This window comes from Streptomyces sp. NPDC056883, from assembly GCF_042788835.1.
Classification (GTDB): domain Bacteria; phylum Actinomycetota; class Actinomycetes; order Streptomycetales; family Streptomycetaceae; genus Streptomyces; species Streptomyces stoeckheimensis.
Window position 1 is genome coordinate 79,294 of sequence record NZ_JBHUBS010000025.1, and the last position, 17,629, is coordinate 96,922.

Here is a 17,629-nt window from a genome sequence, read left to right on the forward strand (position 1 = left end):
TTGTGACTGGCCTTATGCAAAGGAGTGGTCGCCACCCCCCCCGCCCCCCTCCTCTCCCCCCCCTCCCCCCCCCCCCCCCCGCTCCCCCCCCCCCCCCCCCCCCCCCCGCCACCGGGCGCGCTCCTCTTGCCGCGCGGAGGACCTTTGCCATACTTACGTTGCCGTAGGTTACGCACCCGTAGGGACGTGTGGCCCGGCGGCGCGCCTGCCGACTCCCTCACCCTCAGGGGACACACCTATGACCATCAGTCCCGACGTGATCGAGGACGCCCCGGCGTCTTCCGGCGCGTCCGTGCCGTCCGCGACCCTCGGCGGTGAGAACAAGCGGTCCGTGGAGCAGATCGCGCTGCTGCTGTTCATCACCGTCCCCTTCCTCGCCCTGCTCGTCGCGCTTCCGCTCGCGTGGGGCTGGGGGGTGAGCTGGCTGGACGTGGGCCTGATGGTCTTCATGTACTTCCTCGCCTGCCACGGCATCACCATCGGCTTCCACCGCTACTTCACGCACGGTTCCTTCAAGGCGAAGCGGCCGCTGCGCATCGCCCTGGCGATCATGGGCTCGATGGCGGTCGAGGGCCCCCTGGTGCGCTGGGTGGCCGACCACCGCAAGCACCACAAGTACTCCGACCACGAGGGCGACCCGCATTCGCCGTGGCGCTTCGGCGAGACGGTGCCGGCCCTGATGAAGGGCCTGTGGTGGGCGCACATCGGGTGGCTCTTCGACGAGGAGCAGACCGACCAGCAGAAGTACGCCCCGGACCTGATCAAGGACCCGGCGATCCGTCGCATCTCGCGCGACTTCATCTTCTGGACGATGTTCTCGCTGGCGCTGCCGCCGCTGGTGGGCGGTCTGGTGACGATGTCCTGGTGGGGCGCCTTCACGGCGTTCTTCTGGGGCTCCCTGGTCCGGGTCGCGCTGCTGCACCACGTGACGTGGTCGATCAACTCGATCTGCCACGCGGTGGGCAAGCGCCCGTTCAAGTCCCGCGACCGCTCCGGCAACGTGTGGTGGCTGGCGGTGCTGTCCTGCGGCGAGTCCTGGCACAACCTGCACCACGCCGACCCGACCTCGGCCCGGCACGGCGTGCTGCGCGGCCAGGTCGACTCCAGTGCGCGCCTGATCCGCTGGTTCGAACAGCTGGGCTGGGCGTCCGACGTCCGCTGGCCGTCCGAGGCCCGCATCGACGCCCGACGCAAGGAAGAAGTGTCGAACGCGGCATGATGGGGGGCGTGGGAAACGACGGCAGCAGTTCCAGCAGCGAGAAGCCCAGGCGCAGCCGCCGGGTCCGGATGACGGGCGCCGAACGGCGTCAGCAACTGCTGGACATCGGCCGCACCCTGTTCGCCGAGAAGGGGTTCGAGGGCACCTCGGTGGAGGAGATCGCGGCGAAGGCCGGAGTCTCCAAGCCGGTGGTCTACGAGCACTTCGGCGGCAAGGAGGGCCTCTACGCGGTCGTCGTGGACCGCGAGATGCGCCAGTTGCTGGACGGGGTGACGGGCGCGCTGACGGCCGGGCACCCGCGGGAGCTCCTGGAGCAGGCGGCGTTCGCGCTGCTGGACTACATCGAGAACTACACGGACGGTTTCCGGATCCTGGTCCGGGACTCCCCCGTGGCCCAGTCGACGGGCACCTTCGCCTCGCTGATCAGTGACATCGCCACGCAGGTCGAGGACATCCTCGGGCTGGAGTTCAAGGCCCGCGGCTTCGACCCGAAGCTGGCCCCGCTGTACGCACAGGCGCTGGTCGGCATGGTCGCGCTGACCGGGCAGTGGTGGCTGGAGACGCGCCAGCCGAAGAAGGCCGAGGTGGCGGCGCACCTGGTGAACCTGTCCTGGCACGGGCTGGAGAACCTGGAGGCGAAGCCGCGGCTGGTGGGCCACCGCAAGAAGTGAGCCCCCTGGACCGCGTGCACCTACGACGGCGCCCCGTCACCGGAGATCCGGTGGCGGGGCGCCGTCGTGTGGGGCGTCGGGCCCTTTCCGGGCCGTGCCTCTCCTAGCCGTGCTTCTCCAAAAACTCGATCCGGTTCCCGACCGGGTCCTCCGAATAGAAGCGGAGGTGTCCCGGCAGGTTGTCGTCCCAGACGACCAGGGCGCCGCGCGCCTCCAGTCTGTCCGCGTAGGCCTTGATGCCCTCGACCCTGAGTCCCGGGTGGGCCTTGCGGGCGGGGCGGAAGTCCTCCTCCACGCCCAGGTGGAGCTGGACGGGCCCGGCAGCGAACCAGCAGCCCCCGCGCGCCGCGAGCACCGGCGGTTTGGGGATCTCGGTCATGCCGAGCACCTCGGTGTAATAGGCGCGGAGCCGCTCCTCCGATCCGGGAGGTGCGGCGAGCTGGACGTGGTCGACTCCGGCGAGCATGTTCAGGCCTCCTTGCGGGCGACGGCGAAGATCCGTCGGAACGGGAAGACGGTACCGCGGGGGCCCGTGGGGTAGGCGGCGCGGAGCAGGGCCCGGTACTCGGCGAGGAAGGCGTCGACGGCCTCCTCGTCGTCGGCCAGCGCGGTGAGCACCGGCCTCAGTGCGGTGCCCTTGACCCAGTCCAGTACCGGATCGGGGCCCTGGAGCAGCTGGTGGTAGGTGGTCTCCCACACGTCGGCGGCGCAGCCGAGCTCGGTGAACCGCTCCAGGTACCCGGAGGGTTCGAGGATGTGGATGTAGCGGGCTCCGTGTCCGGCGAGCCGGGCCCGCCAGCGCGGGGTGTCGCACAGGTCGGCGAGGATCCGGTGGCTGGGGGCGGTGAAGTTGCCGGGGATCTGGAAGGCGAAGGTGCCGCCGGGGCGCAGTCCGTTGATCCAGGAGGCGAAGGATCCGGCGTGGCCGGGGACCCACTGGAAGGCGGCGTTGGAGACGATCAGGTCGTAGGGCTCTTCCGGGAGCCAGTCGGCGAGGTCGCCGTGGCGGAATTCGAGCCTCCCACCACCGCCGGTGGGACCGGCGTATTCGGCGTCGGCGCGGTGGAGCATCTCCGGGGAGAGGTCGTAGCCGGTGATGTGCGCTTCGGGCCAGCGGTCCGTGAGGAGCGCGGTGACGTTGCCCGGGCCGCAGCCGAGGTCGGCGATGCGGGCGGCCCGGGTGGGGAGCTCGGGTATGCGCGCAAGGAGGTCGAGGAAGGGCCTGGCCCGGTGACCTGCGTGCCGGAGGTACTGCTGCGGGTCCCAGGTGGGGGCGGTCGGCGCGGTGGGGGCGTCGTCCGTGGGGGATGCGGATGCCGGGGGCGCCGTCGTGGTGGTGCCGGCGGTCGACGCCGGAATCCTGGCCGGCGCGGTATCGGAATGCATGTTCGAGCCTCCCTGCTGGCGGTGCGGTCGGAAGCGGAAGCTGCTCCGGCCCCCTCCATGCCCCATGGTGGCCCAGAATATATCTCGACGTCAAGATACTTGAGATCGAGATGCTCGATTTAAAGAGACTTCACATCGACAGACCCTTTACACTGATCCGCATGGAGGACGAGGTCGACCGACTGGTCGCGGCATGGCGGCGGGAACGCCCTGACCTCGACGTGGAACCACTCGAGGTGCTCAGCCGCGTCAGCAGGCTCGCGCGGCACCTCGACCGTGCCCGCCGACTGGCCTTTTCCGAGCACGGCCTGGAGCCCTGGGAGTTCGACGTCCTGACCTCGCTGCGGCGAGCCGGCGCGCCCTACCAGCTCTCCCCCGGCCAATTGCTGACGCAGACCCTGGTGACCTCCGGGACCATGACCAACCGCATCGACCGGCTCGCCAAGAAGGGCCTCGTCGAACGGCTGCCGGACCCCAACGACCGCCGCGGGGTCCTCGTGCGCCTCAGCCCCGAGGGCCGCGACCGCGCCGACCAGGCGCTCGCCGGCCTGCTGGCCCAGGAACGGGCGATCCTGGCCCAGCTCTCACGGACGCAGCGCGGCGATCTCGCCGGCCTGCTACGCCAGTTGACCGCTCCGTTCGACAACATCCCCGGCTAGTCCCTGCCCCGGCAGTCCGGGCAGGTCGGCGGGCCGTACGCCGGCCCGCCGGGCCAGGGCCACCGCCGCGAGCGTGGAGTGCACGCCCAGCTTGCCCAGCACGTTCTGCATGTGGGTGCGGACGGTGTGCGGGGAGAGGAACAGCCGCGCGGCCACGTCCTTGCGGCCCAGCCCCGCCACCATGCAGCGCAGCACCTCGTGCTCCCTGGGCGTGAGGGACTCCACCAGCCGTTCGCTGTCGGTACGGTGCTTGCGCGCCGCGGTCAGCTCGCGGAGCACTCCGGTCAGCAGCGCGGGCGGAAGGTGCGTCTCCTCGCGCAGGACTCCACGGATGACGGCCAGGAGCCGCGAGAGCGAGCAGTCCTTGGCCACCCAGCCCGAGGCGCCCGCCTGGAGCGCCAAGGCGGCACGGCGCGCGTCGTCGCGCTCGGCGAGCACGACCGTACGGACCTCGGGATGGGACACGCGTACGCCTGCCACCAGCGCGATCCCGTCGGCGGCGGGCGGGGCGGAGCCGGATTCCCGCTGGGCGGGGACGCCCGCGGGGACGGCGGCCAGGTCGGAATCGACCAGCAGGACGTCGAAGCGGCGGCCCTCGGCCGCCGCCCGTTCGAGGCAGCGCAGCGCGGCGGGGCCACTGCCGGCCGCGGAGACGTCCACGTCCGGTTCGGCCGCGAGCGCGGCGGCGAGAGATTCGGCGAAGATGCGGTGATCGTCGACCACGAGTACCCGGATACGGACCACAAAACCCCCAAGGGTCGGGGAACGGACGACTGCGGGTACGACGCCCGGACCGGGTGATCCGCAGGCGCCGCGGCCGCCGCCGTGACATCTCTGCACTACCCCGGACCGGACGTCGTACCCGACTTGTCTCGACCCCTGAATCAACACCGGCCCCCACCGGTGTCACGCATCAGCGTAGGGCCGGGGTCGGCTCGTGGTTGGCCGAATTGCAGAAGTTTTCCGAGCGATTTTCCGGCGAGGCGCTTCCGGAGGGACTCCGAGGTGGCTTGAAATCGACTGCTTCCCTCCTGCGGAAGTGCCGTTCCGCCCGGTGGTGTGCCGCGGGCAGTTGCACGAGGGGTATTTCACTCGGCGTGTGCACGCCGGGCGCCCGCGCGCAGCGCCCGGCAAGGGCGCGCCCGAAACGCATGCGCGCCCCCGCCCCGAGGGGGCGGGGGCGCGGGCGTGACAGGGGTGGGGCGAGGGGTGCCGGTGGGCTCAACCGCGCCGGGCGCGGGTGAAGTTCCAGGCGTCCGTCACGATGCCCGTGAGGTCCGAGCGGGTCGGGGTCCAGCCGAGGTGCTCGTGCGCCGTGCGGGCGGAGGCGACGAGGAAGGCCGGGTCGCCGGCCCGGCGGGGGGCCACCACCTCGGGGATCTCCTTCCCGGTGACCTTGCGGACCGTCTCGATGACCTCGCGGACCGAAAACCCGCTGCCGTTGCCGAGGTTGCACACCAGGTGCTCCCCCTCGGCGGCGACCCGCAGCGCGGCCAGGTGGGCCTCGGCCAGGTCGGCGACGTGGATGTAGTCCCGTACGCAGGTGCCGTCCGGGGTCGGGTAGTCCTCGCCGAACACCGAGATCGACTCCCGCTCGCCGAGGGCCACTTGCAGCACCAGCGGGATCAGGTGGGTCTCGGGGTCGTGCAGCTCGCCGAACTGCCCGTAGGCACCGGCCACGTTGAAGTAGCGCAGCGAGACCGCCGCGAGGCCGTGCGCCGCGCACTCCCCCGCGATCATGTGGTCGACGGCCAGCTTCGAAGCCCCGTACGGGTTGGTGGGGGCGGTCGGCGAGGACTCGGTCAGCGGCCCGTCGCCCGGCTCCCCGTAGGTCGCGGCGGTGGAGGAGAACACCAGCCTGCGCACGCCCGCGCCGCGCATCGCGGCCAGCAGGGCCAGGGTGCCGCCGACGTTGTTCTCCCAGTACTTGCCGGGGTTCACCACGGACTCGCCGACCTGCGAGGAGGCCGCGAAGTGCAGGACCGCGTCGTAGGAGGGGTCCAGGTGCTCGGCCGCGTCCTGGATGCGGCCCTCGATGAACGCGGCGCCGGCCGGCACCCCCGAACGGAAGCCGGTCGAGAGGTCGTCGAGGACGGTGACCTCGTGGCCCGCCTCCAGGAGGTGCGCCGCGACCACCCCGCCCACGTATCCGGCTCCGCCGGTGACCAGATACTTCGCACACTTCGAAGCCGTCGAAGCCGTCGGAGCCGTCGAAGCCTTGGAAGACACTGTCTCGCTCACGTGACTACTGCCTCTCGCCGGGGGAAGCACGCACCGTGCGCGTGCTGGTCACCGGCATACCCGAATCCGCGCCTCCGGGGAAATCCCCGGCGGCGATCAGGGCCGGGCACCCCCGGACGGCGGCAGTCCGGCCCGGTCGAGCAGACCGGTACGGGCGGCCAGCGCGGCCGCCTCCAGCCGCGAGCCCACGCCCAGCTTCATCAGCACCCGCTGGACGTGCGTGCGCGCGGTGCTCGGCGCGATGGCCATGCCGGCGGCGATGAGCCGGGTGTCCTCGCCCTCGGCGACCCGGACCAGCACCTCCACCTCGCGCGGGGTGAGCAGCCGCAGCAGCCGGCTGCCCTCGTCATCGGGCTGGGCGGCGGGGTTGAGCAGCTCGGCGAAGGCTCCCTGCAACAGCTGCGGCGCGATGGCCACTTCCCCCGCCCGGGCCTTGGCCAGGGCCCGCTCCACGCCCTCGATGCGCTCGTCGTGGCGTACGTACCCCGAGGCGCCCGCCGCGAAGGCGGCCGCGATCCCGCGCGGACTCGGCACCGGGCCCAGCACGACCACGGCGATCTGCGGGCGCTCCCGCTTGATCCGGACGATCGGCTCGAAGACCCCGGGCTCGGCGGGCAGGGCGGTGCCCAGCAGGCAGACCTCCGGGGCGCGGCTGATGACCAGTTCGGCGGCGCCCGCGGCCGGGGCGGCGGCCGCCAGCACCCGGTGGCCGCGCAGCTTCAGGGCCGAGGCGAGCGCCTCGGCCAGCAGCCGGTGCTCGTCGACCACCATGACCCGTACGCCCATTGAGGTACCCACCCCCGCCCTTCTGACCCGGCAAGCTACACGCTTGTTCGACGACGCGGTGGGGATACCGCGCAGAAGCCCCCGGAAGGACGGACCTTCCGGGGGCTTCGGGGCTTTCGGGGCTTTAGCCCGTCGTGAAGGAAACGAAGATGTAGTACGGGTCGGTGGCCACGGAGGACTTGCTGTGCACGGCGTTGCGGGCGATGAAGTACCGCCCGTTGCCGTAGTGGAACTCGGCGGAGTCCGCCAGGAACTGGGTCTCGGCGCGCTGCGACTCCTTGGTCGCCGGATTCTGCATGAGCACGGTCTCCTTCATCGTCTTGCCGTCGATGGAGACGACCTGGCCGCCGCCGTCGTAGGGCGGGACCTTGTGGGCGATGAGGTTGGAGCCGTCCATGCGCATCGGGTAGATGGTGGAGCGCTCGCCGGCGTCGGCCCGGTCGGCGGTCAGCTTGCCGGTCTCCAGGTCGAAGGAGACGATCTCGTTGGTGCGGCCGGAGTCGGCCTTGCCCTCGTGCTCCTCGGAGGGCAGGTAGAGCTTGCCGTTGCCGACGACCATGTTGGTGCAGTCCTCGACCTCGGTGCCGCACTCGGGGTCGTAGTTGCCCGAGGTGAGCGAGATGCGCGCCTTGAGCTGGCCCCCGTCGTCGAGGACGAAGAGGTCGCTGACGCCGGTCGCGTTCTTGGAGGTGTCGTTGACGTCCGCCGCGACGATCAGCGGCTTGGTGGAGACGATCGCGGCACCGTCCAGGCCCGCGGGGAGCTTGTACGAGGACTTCTGCGCACCGCTGACCGGGTCGAGGCTCTGGGCGGAGAGCGCGTAGTTCGGGTACTGGCCGCACCGGCGGATCACGGCGAGGGCGGGGCCGCCGCCGTAGCCGAGGTCCTCGCAGCGGTCGGCGTCGGTCTTGGCCGACCACAGCACCTTGCCGTCGGCGAGGTTCCAGGCGGCGCCGCCGTTCAGGCCGCCCGCGGCGACGGTCTGGCCGCTGACGGTCACCTCGGCGAAGGTGATGGGCTTGTCACCGCCGTTCTGGGACTTGGAGGTGGCCTTCCACAGGAGCTTGCCGCTGTTCAGATCGATGACGCCGATCTGGTTGCACGGCTGGTACTTCTTCTCGGCCGTCGGCAGCGCCTCGTCGAAGAGGATCGCCGTCTTGTTGTCCGAGACCCAGCGGCTCGCGGCGCAGACGTTGGCGTTGAGCGGGATCTCCCACTTCTTGGCACCGTCGGCCACGTTGTAGCCGACGACCTTGCCCATGTCGGACTTGGCGTAGGTGGTGTCGGTCAGCCAGGAGCCGGGGATCTGGACGATCTCGGCCGAATCCGGCATCGGGACGTTGACCAGCGTCTTCGACTTGGTCTTGGCGGGCGCCTTCTCGGTGCCGCCGCCGCCCGGGGCCTTGTCGCCGCCGGGGCTCGCGCTGCCGTCCGCCACGGGCTGGTTGCCGGAGCCCTTGTCGTCGCCGGAGACGTACCAGAAGCCGCCGCCGACGATGAGGACGATGGCCAGGAGGGCCGCGCCGACGATCATCAGCTGCGTGCGGACCTCGTTGCCGCCGCCGCCCGCGGCGGGCACCGCCGGGCTCTGGGCCGCGTACATCGGCGCGGTGACGGGCTGCGGCTGCTGCTGCGGGTAGCCGTAGGACTCCTGCGGATAGCCGTACGAGGGCTGCCCGGCGGGCTGCCCGGCCGGGACCGTCGGCGGCTGGGACGTCGGAGGCTGGGCCGTCGGAGGCTGGGCCGGGGGCGGCGGCGGAGGGCCGGCCGGCATGGCCGGGGGCACCGGCGGGGGCCCGCCGAAACCGCCGGACGGCTGGTCCTCGGGCTTGCCGAAACCGCCCGGCGGCGGGTCCTGCGGCGCGCCGAAGCCGCCGGACGGCGGCTGGCTGGGGGGCGGCGGGGTACTCATCGGTGCAACTGCCTCTCGGTGGGCGGCTCGGCGGACTGCGCGGTGGAGTGCGCGGTGGACTGCTCGTTCTCGGGGCGGTCGCTCACTTGCCGAAGACCATCAGGAACTTCTCGCTCTTGTTCTGGGCCTGCAGGTGGGAGGCGGAGACGAACAGCCGGCCGTCCACGTAGTCCACGTTCGGGGAGAGGAAGGAGCTCTCCACCGGGGCCGCGGAGCCGGACGGGTTGCGCAGCACCGCGGTGGGCGTGCCCCCGGCGGCCGGGATCGTGAGGACCTCGCCGCCCTTGTCGTTCTCCGCTTCGCGGTAGACGACGACCTGGCCGCCCGCCGCCTTCAGCGGGGTGAGGGTGCGCCCCTCACCGGCCGGGGTGCGCCACTTCACCTTGCCGGTGCCGAGGTCGAAGGCGACGATCTCGTTCGGCTTGCCGATGTCGGCCTTGGTGGGCAGGTAGAGGGTGTTCGCGTCCACGTAGGAGGAACCGCAGCTCTGGAGCGAGCGGTTGAAGAGGCCGCCGCAGCCGACTGGGAAGCTGCCCTCGCCGGAGACGGTGGCGCGCTGCTTGCCGTCGGGTCCGAGGACCACGATCGAGCGCTCCTTGGCCTCGTTGCCGAGGTCCAGGACGATCGGGTCCAGCGAGTAGACGTTCTTGACCTGGAAGCCCTTGGGGAGCTTGTGGATCCAGGTGTTCTTGCCGGTCGCCGGGTCCGCGTCCATGACCTGGACGGTCTTGTCGACGTCCTGGCAGGTCGCGACGGAGATCATCTTGCCGTTCATGGCGACGAAGTCGGTGGGGGTGCAGCCCTCTTCGCGCTTGTTGGTGAAGAGCTTGTCCCCGGTGCTGACCTTGAAGGCGCTGCTCGTGCCCATCCGGTTGACGACGAGGGCGTCACCGGTGAGGGCGAGGTCGGGGGTGGTCATGATGTCGAAGAGGCCTTCCTTCGGGACCTCCTTCGACCATCCCTCCTTGCCGGCCTTGAGGTCGATCAACCGCATCTGGTTGCAGTCGGCGCTGCTGGACTCGCCGTTCTCGTACATGACCACGGTCTTGCCGTCCGCGGTCATGTCGGTGACCCCGCAGATCTTGGCGGGGAGGGTGAGGGTCCACTTCTCCTTGCCGTCCTTGACCCCGTAGCCGGTGACCGACTTCCAGAGGGTCTTGACGACGGTGTCGCCGACGATCCACTGTCCCTTGGAGTCGACGCCGGAGCCGGGGCCGTCGATCGTGCTGCTCTTGAACCAGAGGACCTTGTCCTCGCCCTGCTTGCGGCCGGCGTTGAGGTCTTCGTTCTCGTCGCCGCCGTTGCCGCTGCCGTCGCCCTTGTCCACGGAGGCGGAGGGCGAGGCCTTGTCGTCGACGGGCGGCGGCGTGGTGTCCTCCCCGACGACCTTGTCGGAGCCCTTGTCCTGGCCGGCGAAGAACACGAAGTAACCGCCGGTGCCCAGGATGAGCACGCCGGCGACGGCGGCCGCGATCAGCACGGCGAGCTTCTTCTTCGGCCCGCCGGGCGGCACCGGCGGCATGCCGGGGGCGCCGGGGGGCATGTGCGGGGGCTGGGGCGGGAAGCCGTAGCCCCCGGGCGGCTGCTGGCCGTACGGGCCCTGCGGCTGCCCGCCGTACGGGCCCTGCGGCTGGGGCTGCTGCGCGTACGGGTTCTCGCCCTGCGGCGGGAACCCGTAACCGGGCTGCGGGGGCCCCGGCAGGTGTCCGTAACCGGAGGGGTTCGGCGGCTGGTTCGGCGGCTGGGGCGGCTCGGTCATCAGCGCATACCTTCGGCTTCGGGTGTGGGAGGAAGCCCTTTCTATCACTGACGGCCGGAGTGGGCCGGGCCGGTCCGACCCCTGTTCCCAAGGGAGGACCGGCCCGTGATGCCGCCGTTATCGGCCCGTTGGGGCCCGCGGGCGCCCCTGCCCGATCGGCAGGGCACCGCTCACGGCCCGGCGCGACCTACGCCTCTTCGGCGAGCTCTAGCCAGCGCATCTCCAAGTCGTCCCGGTCCGAGATGAGTTCCCGCAGTTCGGCGTCGAGCTTGGCGACCTTGTCGAAGTCGGTGGAGTTCTCGGCGATCTGGGCGTGCAGGCTGCTCTCGCGGTCCGTCATCTTGTTGAGCTGCCGCTCGATCTTCTGCAGCTCCTTCTTCGCGGCGCGCGCGTCCCCGGAGGACGAGGACTTGGCGGCGGCCGCGGCGGGCGCCGGAGCGGCCGCGTCGATCATCTTCTGGCGGCGCTCCAGGTACTCGTCGAGGCCGCGCGGCAGCATCCGCAGGCTCGCGTCGCCCAGCAGGGCCATGACCGTGTCGGTGGTGCGCTCGATGAAGAACCGGTCGTGCGAGATCACGATCATCGACCCGGGCCAGCCGTCGAGGAGGTCCTCCAGCTGGGTCAGGGTCTCGATGTCGAGGTCGTTGGTGGGCTCGTCGAGGAAGAGGACGTTGGGCTCGTCCATGAGCAGGCGCAGGATCTGCAGCCGCCGCCGCTCACCACCGGAGAGGTCGCCGACGGGCGTCCACTGCTTCTCCTTGGTGAAGCCGAACTGCTCGCACAGCTGGCCCGCCGTCATCTCGCGGCCCTTTCCGAGGTCCACGCGGTCGCGGACGCGCTGGACGGCCTCCAGGACCCGCAGGGACGGGTCGAGTTCGCCGACCTCCTGGGAGAGGTAGGCCAGCTTGACGGTCTTGCCCACGGTCACGGTGCCGGCGGCCGGCTGGACCTCGCCCTGGGTGCGGGCGGCCTCGCCGAGCGCGCGCAGCAGGGAGGTCTTGCCGGCGCCGTTGACGCCGACGAGGCCGACGCGGTCGCCGGGGCCCAGGTGCCAGGTGAGGTGCTTGAGGAGGGTCTTGGGTCCGGCCTGGACGGTGACGTCCTCGAGGTCGAACACGGTCTTGCCGAGGCGGGCGTTGGCGAACTTCATCAGCTCGGACTTGTCGCGCGGCGGCGGCACGTCGGCGATCAGCTCGTTGGCGGCCTCGATGCGGTAGCGGGGCTTGGAGGTACGGGCCGGGGCGCCGCGGCGCAGCCAGGCCAGCTCCTTGCGCATCAGGTTCTGCCGCTTGGACTCCTCCGTGGCGGCGATGCGGTCGCGCTCGGCGCGGGCGAAGACGTAGTCGCTGTAGCCGCCCTCGTACTCGTGGACGTCACCGCGCTGCACGTCCCACATGCGGGTGCAGACCTGGTCGAGGAACCACCGGTCGTGGGTGACGCAGACGAGCGCGGAGCGGCGCTCCTGGAGGTGCTTGGCCAGCCAGGAGATGCCCTCGACGTCGAGGTGGTTGGTGGGCTCGTCGAGGACGAGGAGGTCCTGGTCGGCGATGAGGAGCTTGGCCAGCGCGATGCGGCGGCGCTCGCCACCGGACAGCGGGCCGATGACCGTGTCCAGGCCCTGCCCGAAGCCGGGCAGGTCCAGCCCGCCGAAGAGGCCGGTCAGGACGTCGCGGATCTTGGCGTTGCCGGCCCACTCGTGGTCGGCCATGTCCCGGATGATCTCGTGGCGGACGGTGGCCTTCGGGTCGAGGGAGTCGTGCTGGGTGAGCACGCCCATCTGCAGGCCGCCGTTCTGGGTGACCCGGCCGGTGTCGGGTTCCTCCAGCTTGGCGAGCATGCGGATGAGGGTGGTCTTGCCGTCGCCGTTGCGGCCTACGACACCGATCCGGTCCCCCTCGGATACGCCGAGGGAGATGCCGTCGAGCAGGGTACGGGTGCCGTACACCTTGCTGACTGCCTCGACATTGACCAGGTTGACGGCCATCAGGAGCGCTCCAGGGAAGGGGTGTGGATCAGCCCCTCAGCCTAACCCTCCGCGAAGTGCCGGACCGTTCCACCAGCAGCCAGCCGCCCAGCGCCATGCCGATCGCGGCGGGCGCGGTGACCGGGAGCGCGATCAGGGTGGCGCTGTGGCCTTCCAGGAGCCCGCCGAGGCCGGTCGTGGAGAGCCCGAGGACGCCGAGGAGGCAGAGCACGGTGCCGAGGGCGGCACGGGGGCCGGAGCCGCGGCCCGAGCCCGGCCCGGAACCGGGGCGCGCGCTGCTCCCGACGGGCGACTCGAAGCGCCGGAAGGCCGCGACGAGTACGCCGGTCAGCGCGGCGGCGGCGAGGAACCGGACCGGGACCTGGGCCCACCAGGCCGCCCCGGCGGGCTCGGGCAGGGCGATGCCGAGGCCGAGCTGGGCGGCGTACACGGCGAGCATCGCGGTGAGGTGCCAGAGGAAGGCCGTCATGGCGACCCCGTTGGCGGCGACCACGCCGCGCCAGACCCGGGGCCGGGCCAGCCACGCGCCGGCCGGGGTCCTGAGCAGCTCCACGGCGCCCACGAGCCAGATCCCGTGCGCGAGCAGGGCGAGGGTGGGCGGGGCCATGTTGGAGACCTTCTCCCCGGGCATCCCGACCATGGACAGCGGGTACGGCCCGTACGCCACCAGCGCCACGGCCCCGGCGAGCCCGGCGGCGGCGAGGGCGCCGGGGCGGCGGATGCGCCCGTCGGCGCGCAGGAAGCCGAGCTGGTGGACGGCGAGCCAGACGAAGGCGAAGTTCAGGAACTCGGCGTACGGGACACCGCCCGCGAAGCGCAGCAGATCGACGGCGGCCGCGGCCCCGGCCAGCGCCCCGAAGGCGGCCCAGCCGTGGCGCTCGTGCAGTTTCAGCAGGGGCGGGGTGAGGGCGACCATCGCGAGGTAGATCCCGATGAACCACAGCGGCTGCGTGACCAGCCGGAACGCCGCCCCGGACAGGCGCCCGCCGCCCCCGCCGAGGAGCTGCGCGGCGAGGGCCACTGCGGTCCAGACGGCGACGAACACGAGGGTGGGCCGCAGCAGGCGGCGGAGCCGGGCCCGCAGGAAGGCGGCGTAGACGGGGCCGTCGGTGCGGCGCGCGAGGGACCGGTAGGAGAGGGCGTGCGAGAACCCTCCGACGAAGAAGAACACCGGCATCACCTGCAGGGCCCAGGTGAGCACCTGTAGCGGCGGCACGACGGCGAGCAGGTTCCCTATGCCGTCGGCGCTGACGGCGGCCATCAGCCAGTGCCCGGCGATGACCGTCCCGAGGGAGGCCACCCTGAGGAGGTCGACGTAGCGGTCCCGCGAGGCGGGGGTGACGGCGGCGATGTCGCTTGCGCTGGCTCCCATGGGCCCTACGCTCCCGCGCGGGCCGACTTGGCAACAGGGCGCGGGTACTCACTCCCCGCCTAGGTACCCCGGAGCCGCACCCCGGACCCTGCCGCTGCGCGGGGCGCGGGGCGCGGGGCGTGGCGCGAGACGCGGGGCGCGGGGCGCGGGGCGAGACGCGGGGCGCGGGGCGCGGGGCGCGGGGCGAGACGCGGGGCGGAAGTCCCCTACCCGCCCTTCCACCGTTCCCCGGGCTGCGCCCGGACCCCCTGGGGCTCCGCCCCAGACCCCGCGCCTCAAACGCCGGCGAGGCTGGGTTGATCCAGCCCCTCCGGCGTTTGAGGAGCGGGGTCCGGGGCGGAGCCCCGGGGAACGGGCGAAGGGCGGGTAGGGGACTCGGCGCCGCGCAGCGGCACGTCCGGGACCGCCGGGCGGTCAGAGGAGGGTTGCGCCCGGGGACGGGGCGGTGGCCAGGTGGGTGCTGCGGCAGGTGCCGGAGGCCGCCAGGGCGGCCGCGACCTTCGTCGCCGACGAGGCATCGCGGACCAGGAAGGCCGTCGTGGGGCCGGAGCCGGAGACCAGCGCGGCCAGGGCTCCCGCCTCGGTACCCACCGCGAGGGTGTCCGCGAGCGACGGCCGCAGCGAAAGGGCCGCGGGCTGCAGCCCGTTGGCCAGGGTGGCGGCCAGCGCGTCCGGGTCGCCGGAGGCGAGGGCCGCCAGGAGGGCCGGGGAGGCCTGCGGGACGGGGACCTCGGTACCGGCGGTGAGCCGGTCGAACTCGCGGAACACCGCCGGGGTGGAGAGGCCGCCGTCGGCCACCGCGAACACCCAGTGGAAGGTGCCGGCCGCGACCGGGGTCAGGATCTCCCCGCGCCCGGTGCCCAGCGCCGCCCCGCCGACCAGGCTGAACGGCACGTCGCTGCCCAGCTCCGCGCAGAGGGCCAGGAGTTCCTCGGCCGGGGTCTTCAGACCCCAGAGCGCGTCGCAGGCGAGCAGGGCCGCCGCACCGTCCGCGCTGCCGCCGGCCATGCCGCCCGCCACCGGGATCCGCTTCTCGATGTGGAGGTGGACGGCGGGGGCCAGACCGGCCCGCTCCGCCAGGATCTCCGCCGCGCGGGCCGCGAGGTTGGTGCGGTCCAGCGGGACCTTGTCCGCGTCCGGCCCCGCGCACGTCACGGTCAGCTCGTCGGCCGGGGTCGCGGTGACCTCGTCGTAGAGGGAGACCGCGAGGAAGACGTTGGCCAGGTCGTGGAAGCCGTCCGGCCGGGCCGCGCCCACCGCCAGCTGGACGTTGACCTTGGCGGGGACCCGTACGGTGACCGTGTCGCTCACAGCGCGGGCCTCTCCGCGGCGGGCTTGTGCTCGGCGATCGCCGCGAACTCCTCGACGGTGAGGGATTCGCCGCGGGCCTGCGGGGAGATACCGGCGGCGACGAGCGCCGCTTCGGCACCGGCTGCGGACCCGGCCCAGCCGGACAGCGCCGCGCGCAGCGTCTTGCGGCGCTGCGCGAAGGCTGCGTCGACGACCGCGAAGACCTCGGCCTTGGAGGCGGTGGTCTTGACCGGCTCCGCCCGGCGGACCAGGGAGACGAGTCCGGAGTCGACGTTCGGGGCGGGCCAGAAGACCTTGCGGCCGATGGCGCCGGCCCGCTTGACGTCCGCGTACCAGTTGGCCTTGACGGAGGGGACCCCGTACACCTTGTTGCCGGGCTCGGCGGCGAGGCGGTCGGCGACCTCGGCCTGCACCATGACCAGGGTCCGCTCGATGCTCGGGAAGCGGTCGAGCATGGTGAGCAGGACCGGCACGGCCACGTTGTAGGGCAGGTTCGCGACGAGCGCGGTCGGCGGCGGCCCGGGCAGCTCCTTGACCAGCATCGCGTCGGAGTGGACCAGCGCGAAGCGGTCCTTGCGCTCCGGCATCCGCGCCTCGATGGTGGCGGGCAGCGCGGCGGCCAGGATGTCGTCGATCTCGACGGCGACGACCCGGTCGGCGGCCTCCAGCAGCGCGAGCGTCAGCGAGCCCAGACCGGGCCCGACCTCGACGACCACGTCGTCCGGCCGGACCTCGGCCGTGCGCACGATGCGGCGCACGGTGTTGGCGTCGATGACGAAGTTCTGGCCCTTCTGCTTCGTCGGCCGTACGCCGAGTACGGCGGCCAGCTCCCGGATGTCGGCCGCGCCGAGGAGGGCGGACGTCTCGGGCGCGGAGGTCTCGGGCGCGGGGGTCTCGGGCGCGGGGGTCTCCGGCACGGTGCTTTCGGGCTGCTGCTCTGCGGTGCTCACCGATAAAGGGTACGGCCGCAGTGTGGCCAGGGACTCGCCCCCCGCTGGACGTAGAGCTTCTTCGCCCGGTACGTCTGTTCCGGGCCCGGAGCGTCCTGCGGGCGGCCGCTGCCGCCGAGGGCCTGCCAGGTCTGTACGTCGAACTGGTACAGCCCCCCGTACGTGCCCGAGGGGTCCGTGGCTCCGGGCCGGCCGCCCGACTCGCAGCGGGCCAGCGCGCCCCAGTCGAGGCCGTCCGCGCCCTGCACGGAGGTCGGCAGCGGCTTGGTGCCGACCTTGACGAGCATGCTGACGGGCTCGCGGACGGTCTCCTCGGCGACCCGGCGGGGCTTCTGCCGGACTCCGTTGACGGTGCGCAGGCTGTACGTGACCCTGCGCGCCCCGGGCCGGCCCGAGCGCTCGACGACTTCGGTTCCGGCGAAGAGGGCGGGGTCCTTGACCCGCTCGGTCGCGTACGGGATGCGTTCCTCGCGGATCTCGCGGGTGCCGGTGATGCGGAGCACGGTGACGGTCTGGCCGTCGCGCGGGAAGGAGTCGGCGGGCACGGAGGTGGCGTCCTGGCCGTGCAGGGTGATCCCGGCTTCGTCAAGGGCCTCCTGGACGGTGGCGGCGTTGGTGCGGATGGTCCGCTCGCGGCCGTCGGCCATGAAGGTGATGCTGCGTTCGGTGCGGACGGCGAGGGTCAGGCCGGTCCGGGGGACGGTGGCGGTGCGGGGTGCGGAGAGGTAGGCGCCCTCGGCGCGGATGCCGAACTGGCGCAGTGCTCCGTCCACGGTGCGGGCGGTGGTCCACACCTCGCGCCGCTGCCCGTCGAGGGTCAGGCTCAGCGGGCGGCCGTAGCGCAGGACGATCTTGTCCCCGTCGTCGAGGACCTCCGCCCCGGCCGGGGCGACGAGGTCGTGGGGGCCGACGCCGAGGCCTTCGGAGGCGAGCAGCTCGTCGACGTCGTCGGCGAAGGTGTGCAGGGTCCGCGGGACTCCGTCGACGGTGAGGCGTACGGCCTTGTCGGCGGCCACGAAGGCGGTGGTGCCGCCCGCCAGGAACGCGACGACCAGGGCCTGCGGCACGATGCGCCGCCAGGTGTCGCGGGAGGCGGGGGCGGCGCTCCTGCGCCGCCTCGGACCGGGGGCGGGGCCGACGCCGGTGCCGGGGCCGGGGCCGGCCGGCGCGGGCACCGTGCCGAGTCCGCCGCCCCGGCGGCGTCCGGTCCCCGCGGGGACCGGTCCGGCCGGGGCGGGGATGGTGTCCGGGGACGCCACCGGCGCGGTGCGGCGCCGACGGCCGGTGGCCGGTGGCTCCGGCTCGGGGCCCGGTGCCGGACCGGCCGGGCCGGGGGCCGTCGCCACCAGGTCCCGGCACCGGCCCCCGTCCTCGTAGGC

General features: G+C 72.6%; 15 protein-coding genes. 3 read left to right on the plus strand and 12 right to left on the minus strand.

Annotated elements, in window-relative coordinates; genetic code table 11:
* The first annotated feature begins 238 nt into the window (after nucleotides 1–238).
* Together ACFRU2_RS37940 and ACFRU2_RS37945 are read left to right on the plus strand one after the other, a co-directional pair.
* On the plus strand, nucleotides 239–1,219 hold the full coding sequence (locus ACFRU2_RS37940) for an acyl-CoA desaturase (protein WP_382980864.1): 981 nt from the start codon (nucleotides 239–241) through the stop codon (nucleotides 1,217–1,219).
* Nucleotides 1,219–1,890 (plus strand): TetR/AcrR family transcriptional regulator, encoded by a 672-nt coding sequence (locus ACFRU2_RS37945; RefSeq protein WP_250737780.1) that lies wholly within the window; start codon nucleotides 1,219–1,221, stop codon nucleotides 1,888–1,890. The genes ACFRU2_RS37940 and ACFRU2_RS37945 overlap by 1 nt, the downstream gene beginning before the upstream one ends.
* A 103-nt stretch (nucleotides 1,891–1,993) precedes the next feature.
* On the opposite strand, the gene ACFRU2_RS37950 is transcribed toward ACFRU2_RS37945, so the two are convergent.
* Nucleotides 1,994–2,356 carry a VOC family protein gene (locus ACFRU2_RS37950; protein WP_382980866.1) on the minus strand — a complete coding sequence of 121 codons (363 nt, stop codon included), beginning with the start codon at nucleotides 2,354–2,356 and terminating at the stop codon, nucleotides 1,994–1,996.
* Nucleotides 2,357–2,358: 2 nt separating this feature from the next.
* The gene (locus ACFRU2_RS37955) at nucleotides 2,359–3,276 is read right to left on the minus strand and encodes a trans-aconitate 2-methyltransferase (RefSeq protein ID WP_382980868.1); all 918 of its coding nucleotides are present in this window, start codon (nucleotides 3,274–3,276) and stop codon (nucleotides 2,359–2,361) included.
* A gap of 161 nt (nucleotides 3,277–3,437) precedes the next feature.
* On the opposite strand from ACFRU2_RS37955, the gene ACFRU2_RS37960 reads away from it, so the two are divergent.
* Entirely contained in the window at nucleotides 3,438–3,935 is a 498-nt protein-coding gene (locus ACFRU2_RS37960) for a MarR family winged helix-turn-helix transcriptional regulator (RefSeq protein WP_243335294.1), read from the plus strand.
* Here ACFRU2_RS37960 and ACFRU2_RS37965 read toward each other — a convergent pair.
* The 10 genes from ACFRU2_RS37965 to ACFRU2_RS38010 all read right to left on the minus strand — a co-directional run bounded on the left by ACFRU2_RS37965 (nucleotide 3,894) and on the right by ACFRU2_RS38010 (nucleotide 17,425).
* A complete protein-coding gene (locus ACFRU2_RS37965) occupies nucleotides 3,894–4,679 on the minus strand; it encodes a response regulator transcription factor (protein ID WP_250737466.1) in 786 nt (261 codons plus the stop codon). The two genes, ACFRU2_RS37960 and ACFRU2_RS37965, sit on opposite strands and share 42 nt — an antisense overlap.
* A 477-nt stretch (nucleotides 4,680–5,156) precedes the next feature.
* Nucleotides 5,157–6,164 (minus strand): UDP-glucose 4-epimerase GalE, encoded by a 1,008-nt coding sequence (galE, locus tag ACFRU2_RS37970; protein WP_382980885.1) that lies wholly within the window; start codon nucleotides 6,162–6,164, stop codon nucleotides 5,157–5,159.
* Between the two features lie 108 nt (nucleotides 6,165–6,272).
* Nucleotides 6,273–6,962, minus strand: coding sequence for a response regulator transcription factor (locus ACFRU2_RS37975; protein WP_382980887.1), 690 nt, complete (start codon nucleotides 6,960–6,962; stop codon nucleotides 6,273–6,275).
* 124 nt (nucleotides 6,963–7,086) lie between these two features.
* The gene (locus ACFRU2_RS37980) at nucleotides 7,087–8,874 is read right to left on the minus strand and encodes a PQQ-binding-like beta-propeller repeat protein (RefSeq protein ID WP_382980871.1); all 1,788 of its coding nucleotides are present in this window, start codon (nucleotides 8,872–8,874) and stop codon (nucleotides 7,087–7,089) included.
* Nucleotides 8,875–8,956: 82 nt separating this feature from the next.
* Nucleotides 8,957–10,633, minus strand: coding sequence for a PQQ-binding-like beta-propeller repeat protein (locus tag ACFRU2_RS37985; RefSeq protein ID WP_382980872.1), 1,677 nt, complete (start codon nucleotides 10,631–10,633; stop codon nucleotides 8,957–8,959).
* 187 nt (nucleotides 10,634–10,820) lie between these two features.
* Complete coding sequence (locus tag ACFRU2_RS37990) at nucleotides 10,821–12,617, minus strand: ABC-F family ATP-binding cassette domain-containing protein (RefSeq protein WP_382980874.1); 1,797 nt, start codon at nucleotides 12,615–12,617, stop codon at nucleotides 10,821–10,823.
* A gap of 28 nt (nucleotides 12,618–12,645) precedes the next feature.
* Nucleotides 12,646–13,989, minus strand: a complete 1,344-nt coding sequence (locus ACFRU2_RS37995) for an acyltransferase family protein (protein ID WP_382980876.1) — start codon at nucleotides 13,987–13,989, stop codon at nucleotides 12,646–12,648.
* A 414-nt stretch (nucleotides 13,990–14,403) separates the two neighbouring features.
* Nucleotides 14,404–15,300 (minus strand): 4-(cytidine 5'-diphospho)-2-C-methyl-D-erythritol kinase, encoded by an 897-nt coding sequence (locus ACFRU2_RS38000; protein ID WP_382980877.1) that lies wholly within the window; start codon nucleotides 15,298–15,300, stop codon nucleotides 14,404–14,406.
* Nucleotides 15,297–16,217 carry a 16S rRNA (adenine(1518)-N(6)/adenine(1519)-N(6))-dimethyltransferase RsmA gene (rsmA, locus tag ACFRU2_RS38005; protein WP_382980888.1) on the minus strand — a complete coding sequence of 307 codons (921 nt, stop codon included), beginning with the start codon at nucleotides 16,215–16,217 and terminating at the stop codon, nucleotides 15,297–15,299. The genes ACFRU2_RS38000 and rsmA overlap by 4 nt, the downstream gene beginning before the upstream one ends.
* 29 nt (nucleotides 16,218–16,246) lie before the next feature.
* Nucleotides 16,247–17,425 (minus strand): ubiquitin-like domain-containing protein, encoded by a 1,179-nt coding sequence (locus ACFRU2_RS38010; protein WP_382980889.1) that lies wholly within the window; start codon nucleotides 17,423–17,425, stop codon nucleotides 16,247–16,249.
* Nucleotides 17,426–17,629: the final 204 nt, after the last annotated feature.

Bases quoted from the DNA above. Each gene is read 5' to 3' on its own strand.
- ACFRU2_RS37955 (WP_382980868.1), bottom strand. From the start codon at position 3,276: ATGCATTCCGATACCGCGCCGGCCAGGATTCCGGCGTCGACCGCCGGC.
- ACFRU2_RS37940 (WP_382980864.1), top strand. From the start codon at position 239: ATGACCATCAGTCCCGACGTGATCGAGGACGCCCCGGCGTCTTCCGGC.
- ACFRU2_RS37980 (WP_382980871.1), bottom strand. From the start codon at position 8,874: ATGAGTACCCCGCCGCCCCCCAGCCAGCCGCCGTCCGGCGGCTTCGGC.
- ACFRU2_RS37960 (WP_243335294.1), top strand. From the start codon at position 3,438: ATGGAGGACGAGGTCGACCGACTGGTCGCGGCATGGCGGCGGGAACGC.
- ACFRU2_RS37985 (WP_382980872.1), bottom strand. From the start codon at position 10,633: ATGACCGAGCCGCCCCAGCCGCCGAACCAGCCGCCGAACCCCTCCGGT.
- ACFRU2_RS37995 (WP_382980876.1), bottom strand. From the start codon at position 13,989: ATGGGAGCCAGCGCAAGCGACATCGCCGCCGTCACCCCCGCCTCGCGG.
- ACFRU2_RS37950 (WP_382980866.1), bottom strand. From the start codon at position 2,356: ATGCTCGCCGGAGTCGACCACGTCCAGCTCGCCGCACCTCCCGGATCG.
- ACFRU2_RS37990 (WP_382980874.1), bottom strand. From the start codon at position 12,617: ATGGCCGTCAACCTGGTCAATGTCGAGGCAGTCAGCAAGGTGTACGGC.
- ACFRU2_RS37975 (WP_382980887.1), bottom strand. From the start codon at position 6,962: ATGGGCGTACGGGTCATGGTGGTCGACGAGCACCGGCTGCTGGCCGAG.
- ACFRU2_RS37945 (WP_250737780.1), top strand. From the start codon at position 1,219: ATGGGGGGCGTGGGAAACGACGGCAGCAGTTCCAGCAGCGAGAAGCCC.